Origin of the sequence: Streptomyces sp. NPDC051211 (genome assembly GCF_040689505.1) — a bacterium.
Taxonomy (GTDB): domain Bacteria; phylum Actinomycetota; class Actinomycetes; order Streptomycetales; family Streptomycetaceae; genus Streptomyces.
In genome coordinates this window covers 40959-48420 of sequence record NZ_JBFBAV010000051.1, presented here as the reverse complement: position 1 = coordinate 48420, position 7462 = coordinate 40959, and the positions used below count along the sequence as shown (strand labels likewise).

The window sequence follows — 7462 nt, the reverse complement described above, 5'->3', positions numbered from 1 at the left end:
GCCGGTGCCCTCCTGGTCGTCGACGACCGATTCGAGCATCCGGGTCCAGCCCCGCCGGCGTTTGAGGCGCGGGGGTCCGGGGGCTGGCCCCCGGCAGCGGTGCCGCACCGCACCACCGGCAGAGGAGCTAACCGCGGGTCAGGGAGAGGAGGTCGCGGGCCGGGCCCGCGGGCCGGGAGCCGGCCGGCCAGACGGCCCGCAGCGCCCGCTCCAGCCGCGCATCCGCCACCCCCACCTCCACCAGCCGCCGCGACGCCAACTCCTCCCCCAGCGCCAGCTCCGACAGCACGCACGCCCCCGCCCCACTCACCGCCGCCGCCTTCACCGCCGTCGTCGACGCCAGTTCCAGCAGCGGCACCGCCAGTCCCCCCACCGGCGCCAGCGCCGCGTCCAGGACCTGCCGGGTGCCGGAGCCGTATTCGCGGAGGATCAGCGGGGTGCCGGCCAGCTCGGCCGCCGGGACCGGCGCGGTCCGCCGGGCCCACGGGTGCGCGGGGGCGACCGCGACGACGAGGCGGTCCCGCGCGATGACCGCCGAGTCCAGCCCCTCCGGCACCGTCAGCCCCTCCACGAAGCCCAGGTCCGCCTCGTGCAGCAGCACCCGTTCCGCCACCGTCGCCGAGTTGCCGGCCTGGAGCGACACCGCCGTGTCCGGCCGCTCCGCCCGCAGGGCGATCAGCCAGCCCGGCAGCAGGTACTCCGCGATGGTCATGCTGGCGGCCACCCGCAGCCGCGAGTCCCGCCGCCCCCGCAGCGCCTGCGCCCCCGCGTCGAACGCCTCCGCCGCCTCCACGATCCGCCGCGCCCAGTCCGTGACGAGTGCACCCTGCGCCGTCAGCGTGGAGCCGCGCGGCGAGCGGTCCACCAGGGCCACGCCCAGCCGGGCTTCCATGGCCCGGATGCGGCTGCTGGCGGCCGGCTGGGTGATGCCCAGCTCGCGGGCCGCCCCGCCCAGGCTGCCCACCCGGGCCACGGCCAGCAGCAGCTCGAGCGCGCCCAGATCCGGCACCCGGTGCGACAAGGGAACCTGCGGCCCCAGACCCTGACCTGCACCCGGACCCCGGCCCGGACCACGCCCCGGCCCCGGACTCCCACTCATCCGTTCAGACATAAATCCAGCTTATGACCTCATAGGAAATGGACCTCTGCCGCCCCACCCCACCGGCCCCGACCCTGGATCCATGGCCACCATCGCGCAGCCGCACCACCCCCAGCGGCACCTCGCATTCCCCGCCCTCCGCCACCTCGGACCCAACTGGTACGCCTCGGTGATGGGCACGGCGATCATCGCCAACGCGGGAGCGACCCTCCCGTACCAGCTGCCGGGCCAGCGCGTCGCCTGCCAGCTCGTGTGGGCGCTGTCCGCCCTCGCGCTCGTCGTGGTGCTGCTGGCCCGGTCCGGGCACTGGCTGCACCACCGCGACCAGGCCCGCGCCCACCTCCTCGACCCGGCCGTCGCCCCGTTCTACGGCTGTCTGGCGATGGCCCTGCTGGCCGTCGGCGCCGGCACCCTGATCGTCGGTAAGGATCTGATCGGGGAGCCCACGGCGATCGCCGTGGACGCCGTGCTGTTCTCCGCCGGCACCGCGATCGGCCTGGTGATGGCCGTGGTGGTGCCCTACCTGATGGTGGTCCGGCACAAGGTGGACGCCTCCCAGGCCACCCCGGTGTGGCTGCTGCCCCTGGTCGCCCCCATGGTGTCCGCCGCCGTCGGGCCGCTGCTGATACCCCACCTCCCGGCCGGGCAGGCCCAGGAGTCGCTGCTGCTCGCCTGCTACGCGATGTTCGGGATCAGCCTGCTGGCGACCCTGCTGATGCTGCCCCTGGTGTTCGGCCGGCTGATCGTCGGCGGCCCGCTGCCGCTGGCCCTGACCCCCACCCTGTTCCTGGTGCTCGGCCCGCTCGGCCAGTCCACCACCGCGGTGAACCAGCTGGCCGATGTGGCTCCCCGTGCCATCGGCGCCCCCTACGCCGGCGCGCTGGGCGCCTTCGCCGTGGTCTACGGGGTCCCGGTGATGGGCTTCGCCCTCCTCTGGCTCGCCCTGGCCACCGCGATGCTGGTGCGGGCCGCCCGGAACGGCATGGGTTTCGCGATGACCTGGTGGGCCCTGACCTTCCCCGTGGGGACCTGCGTCACCGGCGCTGCCGGCCTGGCCCGGCACACCGGCCTGACCGCCTTCGCCTGGCTGGCGGCCGCACTGTTCGCCGTCCTGGTCGCGGCCTGGCTGACCGCCGCCACCCACACCCTGCGCGGCCTGGCCGCCGGCCGGCTCCTCGCGGCCCCGCGGTGACGGTGACCTCCATCTGAGATCACCGCGGCACTGCTCGGGAGCGGACCCGCACCGCGCCCGGGCAACGGGGCCCGTTCCGGGAGCCGGTCAAGATCGGGCCGGCGCGGCCTAGGACCCGTGTACGGCCCTTCGCAGCGCGGCCCCCAGCACCTGCGGGGCTTCCGCCAGCGAGGGCCCGTACCAGGTGAGGTGACGGCCGCTGACCAGGGCGGCCGGCAGGCCGGGGAAGGCCTCCGGCCCGTCCTGGGCGGTGAACCGGTAGGGCTCGTCGGGCAGGACGACGAGATCGCAGCCGGCCGCCGCCAGCTCCTCGGCCGGCACCCGCGGGTAGCGCTCCGCGTGCCCGGCGTACGCATTGCGCACCCCCAGCCGGGTGAGCAGGTCCCCGGCGAAGGTGTCCCTCCCCAGCACCATCCAGGGCCGCCGCCACACCGGCACGAAGGCCCGCCACTCCCCCGCCGGCGCGAGTCCCGCCCAGGCCTCCTCGGCCGCGTCCAGCCAGCCGGGCCGGGGCAGCCCCAGGGCACGTACCAGCAGCCGATCCAGCTCGCGCAGCGCCTGCGGCAGGTCGCGGATCTCGGTGACCAGGACCTCCAGCCCGGCCGCGCGCAGGGCCGCGAGGTCCGGGGCCCGGTTCTCCTCCTCGTTGGCGATGACCAGGTCGGGACGGAGGGCGGTGATCGCGGCCACGTCCGGGTTCTTGGTGCCGCCCACCCGTACGACGTCCAACCCGGCCGGGTGGCTGCACCAGTCGGTGGCCGCGACCAGCAGCCCGGGACGGGTCTCCGCGACCGCCTCGGTCAGCGAGGGCACCAGCGACACCACCCGCAGGCCCGCCCTCGGGCCCGCCCGCCGGCCCGCCCCGACGCCCATCGGCTAGTGCTCCGGCGAGGGCGGTTCGGCGGTGGCGTGGATGTGGTCGCCGACCGCGACCACCAGGATCCGGGTGTCCTCGGTGGTGGCGCGCCAGCGGTGCCGGACCCCGCCCGACAGGAACAGCGCATCGCCGCTCTCCAGCCGGTAGGCCCGCCCCTCCGCCTCCACCTGGCAGGCGCCGTCCACCACGTACATCAGCTCGTCGTTGCGGTGCTGGTACTCCCGGCCGGCGTCCTGGTCGCCCGTGAACTCCAGCGCGTGCAGCTGGTGGTGCCCGCGGACCAGCGGCCGTACCCCGGCGACCGGTTCCAGGCCGCCCGCGTCGGCCGCCCGTACGAGGTCCACCGTGCGCGCGGTGTCGGAGGCCGCCAGCAGTTCCACGGCCGTGGTCTCCAACGCGTCCGCGACCCGCTCCAGGGACCGCATGCTGGGCCGGGCCCGCTCGTTCTCTATCTGGCTGAGGAAGGGCACCGAGAGTCCGCTGCGCCCCGAAACGGCGGCGAGGGTGAGCTTGAGCGCGCGTCGCCGCTTGCGCACGGCCACACCCACCCGAAGCGCTTCCTTGGCGTCCTTTTCCTTTTCCCTGTCGTCCATCGCGGGGCTGCCCTCCCCTTGTCCATCGCACATCGGTGTGCTGTAAGCACCTTACGCAGCAACCGCCTCCGGTTTCTCGCGCTCGTCCGGACCGCACCCCTTCCGCCGACACGTTCCGGTGGAGGCCCGGTGACCGTCCGTCGCGCAACGGCGGCGCCCCGGCCGGACCGCGGGGTACGGCATCATCTGCCCCATGAACCGAGTGACCACGCGCCGCCTGATGCTCCTCGACACCGCTTCCCTGTACTTCCGCGCCTACTTCGGCGTCCCGGACTCCGTGAAGGCACCGGACGGCACCCCGGTGAACGCGGTGCGCGGGCTGCTGGACATGATCGGCCGCCTGGTCCACGACCACCGGCCGGACGACCTGGTGGCCTGTATGGACGCGGACTGGCGGCCGCACTGGCGGGTGGAGCTGATCCCCTCCTACAAGGCGCACCGGGTGGCGGTGGAGACGGAGACCGGGCCGGACGTGGAGGAGACCCCGGACACCCTGGTCCCGCAGGTGCCGATCATCGAGGCGGCGCTGGACGCGTTCGGGATCGCCCGGGTGGGGGTCGCCGGGTACGAGGCGGACGACGTGATCGGCACGCTGACCGCGCGCGCGACCGGGCCGGTGGACATCGTCACCGGCGACCGGGACCTGTACCAGCTGGTGGACGACGCCCGGCAGCGGCGCGTGCTTTACCCGGTCAAGGGCGTGGGTACCCTCCAGGTGACGGACGAGGCCGTGCTGCGCGAGAAGTACGGGGTCGACGGTCGCGGGTACGCCGATCTTGCGCTGCTCCGCGGGGACCCGAGCGACGGCCTGCCGGGCGTTCCGGGCATCGGCGAGAAGACCGCCGCGAAGCTGCTCGCGACGTACGGGAACCTGGCCGGGATCATCGACGCGGTCGACGACCCGAAGTCGAAGCTGACGCCCGTGCAGCGCAAGCGGCTGGACGAGGCGCGGCCGTATCTGGCGGTGGCGCCGAAGGTGGTCAAGGTGGCCACGGACGTGCCGCTGCCCTCCTTCGACCCGGCGCTGCCGGCCGGGCCGGCCCACCCGGACGTGGTGGACGCATTGGTCCACCGGTGGGGTCTTGGGGGTGCAGTTTCCCGCCTGAGCACCTCCCTGCGCGGATGAGGTGCTAACTTAACTTAGGCAATCCTAAGTATCTGGGGAGTCAGGGGAGACAGCCGTGGCATCAGGACCCGGCCGCACAGTCGGCACCGCAGTCGTCGTACGCACCGAGCGGCTGACCCCGCACATGGTGCGGGTCGTCCTGGGTGGCGACGGGCTGGCCGGATTCGGCGCGGGCGAGTTCACCGACCACTACGTCAAGCTCCTCTTCGCCCCCGAGGGCGTCACCTACGCCGAGCCGTGGGACCTGGAGCAGATCCGGGCCGTGCACCCCCGCGCCGAGTGGCCGCGGCAGCGCGCGTACACGGTGCGCGCCTGGGACCCGGTCGTCCGGGAACTGACCATCGACTTCGTGGTGCACGGCGACGAGGGCCTGGCCGGCCCGTGGGCGGCCCGGGCCGTGCCCGGCGAGTCCGTGTACTTCGTCGGCCCGGGCGGCGCGTACGCCCCGGCGCCGGCGGCCGGCTGGCACCTGCTGGCCGGCGACGAGAGCGCCCTGCCGGCCATCGCGGCCTCGCTGGAGCGGCTCCCGCGCGGCGCCCGGGTGCACGCGTTCGTCGAGGTCGACGGCCCGGCCGACGAGCAGCGGATCGCCACCCCGGACGGGGTGACCCCGGTCTGGCTGCACCGCGGCGGCCGCCCGGTCGGCGAGGCCCTGCTGGAAGCGGTGACCTCCCTCGACTTCCCGTCCACCGACGTCCAGGCCTTCGTGCACGGCGAGGCGGGCGTGGTGAAGGAGCTCCGCCGCCACCTGCGCGCGGACCGCGGCATCGCCCGCGAGCGCATGTCGATCTCGGGCTACTGGCGCCTGGGCGAGACGGACGAGAGCTGGCGCGCGATCAAGCGCGACTGGAACGCCCAGGTGGAAGCGGAACAGGAATCCCTGGCCCACGCCTGAGCCCGGCCGGACCGCGCCTGCCCCTGCCTTCTGCCACTCCCGCTCCCCGGGCGGAATGTCCCGCCCGGCGGGACGATGGTGGCATGCGCCGACTGCACACAATCGGAGCCGCCGGGGCCGCGTTCCTCCTGGCCGCGGCCGCGCTGGCGGCAGCTCCCAGCCCGCCTCCCCCGCCCGAGCCGCAGCTGAGCGATGCCCAGGTGAACACCGCCGTCGGCAAGCTGGACGCCACCATCGCCGACCTCATGCGCAGGACCGGGGTGCCCGGCGCGGCAGTGGCCGTGGTCCACCAGGACAAGGTGGTCTACCTCAAGGGCTTCGGCCTCCGGACGGTGGGCCGGGCCGACCGCGTCGATGCGGACACCGTCTTCCAGGTCGCCTCGGTCTCCAAGCCCATCTCCTCCACCGTGGTCGCCGGCGCCCTGAAGAACCCCTCCGACTGGGACCGGCACGTCTCCCTGCCCGGCTTCGCCCTCAAGGACCCGTGGGTCACCGGCCACGTCACCACCGCCGACCTGTTCTCCCACCGCAGCGGCCTCCCCGACCACGCCGGCGACCTCCTCGAAGACCTCGGCTACGACCAGTCGTACATCCTCGGCCACCTCCGCGAGGAGCCCCTCACCCCGTTCCGGGCGAGCTACGCCTACACCAACTTCGGTCTCACGGCCGCCGCCGAGGCCGTCGCCCGCGCCAAGGGCGTCAGCTGGGAGAAGCTCAGCCAGGACACCCTGTTCAAGCCGGCCGGCATGACCCGCACCGGCACCACCTTCGCCGGTCTCGAGGCCGCCACCGACCGGGCCTCCACCCACGTCAGGAACGCCGACGGCACCTGGAGCGCCCGCTATGTCCGCGACCCCGACGCCCAGGCCCCGGCCGGCGGCGTCAGCTCCACCGCCCGCGACATGGCCCGCTGGGTGCGCCTCCAGCTGGGCAACGGCACCCTCGACGGCAAGCGGATCATCAACGGCGACACCCTGGCCCGCACCCACCTCCCGGAGATCGTGTCCCAGCCGCCCACCGCACCCGACGGCCGGACCGGCTTCTACGGGCTGGGCTGGAACGTCTCCTACGACGACGCGGGCCGGCTGCGCCTGAGCCACTCCGGGGGCTTCGAGCTCGGCGCCAACTCCAACGTCACCCTGCTGCCCCTGGAACAGCTGGGCATCGTCGTCCTCACCAACGGCGCGCCCGTCGGCATGGCCGACGCCCTCGCCCTCGACTTCTTCGACACCGCCCAGTACGGCAAGCCAACCACCGACTGGCTGCCCCTGGTCGCCGCCCTGTACGAGCAAGTGCTGAACACCGGCCGCTCCCCCACCGACTACGCCAAACCCCCGGCCGGCGCCCGGCCCGCGCAGGACGACGCCGCGTACACCGGCACGTACGACAACCCCTACTACGGCAAGGCCACCGTCAGCACCGGCCCGCAGGGCAAGGGCCTGGTCCTCGCCCTCGGTCCCGAACCGAAGCGCTTCCCCCTCACCCACTACGACGGGGACACCTTCAGCTTCGAGACGGCCGGCGAGAACGCCATCGGCCGCACGGGCGTCACTTTCACCGACACCACCCTCCGCATCGAGTACCTCGACACCAACGGCCTGGGCACCTTCCGCCGCGGCTAGGGACGTCCGACGAGGGCCGGGCCCGGCCCTGATCCGCCGGCCCCCCTAGGCTGTAGGG

Annotated in this window: 7 protein-coding genes; 4 read left to right on the top strand and 3 right to left on the bottom strand. The window is 74.2% G+C overall.

Going from position 1 to position 7462, the window contains the following annotated elements; genetic code table 11:
• Window positions 1-127: 127 nt before the first annotated feature.
• Window positions 128-1039, bottom strand: coding sequence for a LysR family transcriptional regulator (locus AB0447_RS31975; protein ID WP_366480367.1), 912 nt, complete (start codon window positions 1037-1039; stop codon window positions 128-130).
• A 142-nt stretch (window positions 1040-1181) separates the two neighbouring features.
• Here AB0447_RS31975 and AB0447_RS31970 point away from each other — a divergent pair, with 142 nt between their 5' ends.
• On the top strand, window positions 1182-2291 hold the full coding sequence (locus AB0447_RS31970) for a TDT family transporter (protein WP_366480363.1): 1110 nt from the start codon (window positions 1182-1184) through the stop codon (window positions 2289-2291).
• 108 nt (window positions 2292-2399) lie between these two features.
• Here AB0447_RS31970 and AB0447_RS31965 read toward each other — a convergent pair whose 3' ends face one another.
• Together AB0447_RS31965 and AB0447_RS31960 are read right to left on the bottom strand one after the other, a co-directional pair.
• A complete protein-coding gene (locus AB0447_RS31965) occupies window positions 2400-3164 on the bottom strand; it encodes a helical backbone metal receptor (protein WP_366480362.1) in 765 nt (254 codons plus the stop codon).
• Window positions 3165-3167: 3 nt separating this feature from the next.
• Complete coding sequence (locus AB0447_RS31960) at window positions 3168-3761, bottom strand: XRE family transcriptional regulator (RefSeq protein ID WP_366480361.1); 594 nt, start codon at window positions 3759-3761, stop codon at window positions 3168-3170.
• Between the two features lie 220 nt (window positions 3762-3981).
• Between AB0447_RS31960 and AB0447_RS31955 the strand changes: the two genes are divergently transcribed.
• The 3 genes from AB0447_RS31955 (at window position 3982) to AB0447_RS31945 (ending at window position 7404) form a co-directional block, all read left to right on the top strand.
• A complete protein-coding gene (locus tag AB0447_RS31955; protein WP_366480366.1) occupies window positions 3982-4887 on the top strand; it encodes a 5'-3' exonuclease in 906 nt (301 codons plus the stop codon).
• A 55-nt stretch (window positions 4888-4942) separates the two neighbouring features.
• The gene (locus AB0447_RS31950; protein WP_366480360.1) at window positions 4943-5782 is read left to right on the top strand and encodes a siderophore-interacting protein; all 840 of its coding nucleotides are present in this window, start codon (window positions 4943-4945) and stop codon (window positions 5780-5782) included.
• Between the two features lie 83 nt (window positions 5783-5865).
• Window positions 5866-7404, top strand: a complete 1539-nt coding sequence (locus tag AB0447_RS31945; RefSeq protein WP_366480359.1) for a serine hydrolase — start codon at window positions 5866-5868, stop codon at window positions 7402-7404.
• Window positions 7405-7462 lie beyond the last annotated feature (58 nt).

Excerpts from the sequence above, each read along its gene's own strand:
- AB0447_RS31970 (WP_366480363.1), top strand. The coding sequence starts at position 1,182 with ATGGCCACCATCGCGCAGCCGCACCACCCCCAGCGGCACCTCGCATTC.
- AB0447_RS31965 (WP_366480362.1), bottom strand. The coding sequence starts at position 3,164 with ATGGGCGTCGGGGCGGGCCGGCGGGCGGGCCCGAGGGCGGGCCTGCGG.
- AB0447_RS31960 (WP_366480361.1), bottom strand. The coding sequence starts at position 3,761 with ATGGACGACAGGGAAAAGGAAAAGGACGCCAAGGAAGCGCTTCGGGTG.
- AB0447_RS31955 (WP_366480366.1), top strand. The coding sequence starts at position 3,982 with ATGCTCCTCGACACCGCTTCCCTGTACTTCCGCGCCTACTTCGGCGTC.
- AB0447_RS31945 (WP_366480359.1), top strand. The coding sequence starts at position 5,866 with ATGCGCCGACTGCACACAATCGGAGCCGCCGGGGCCGCGTTCCTCCTG.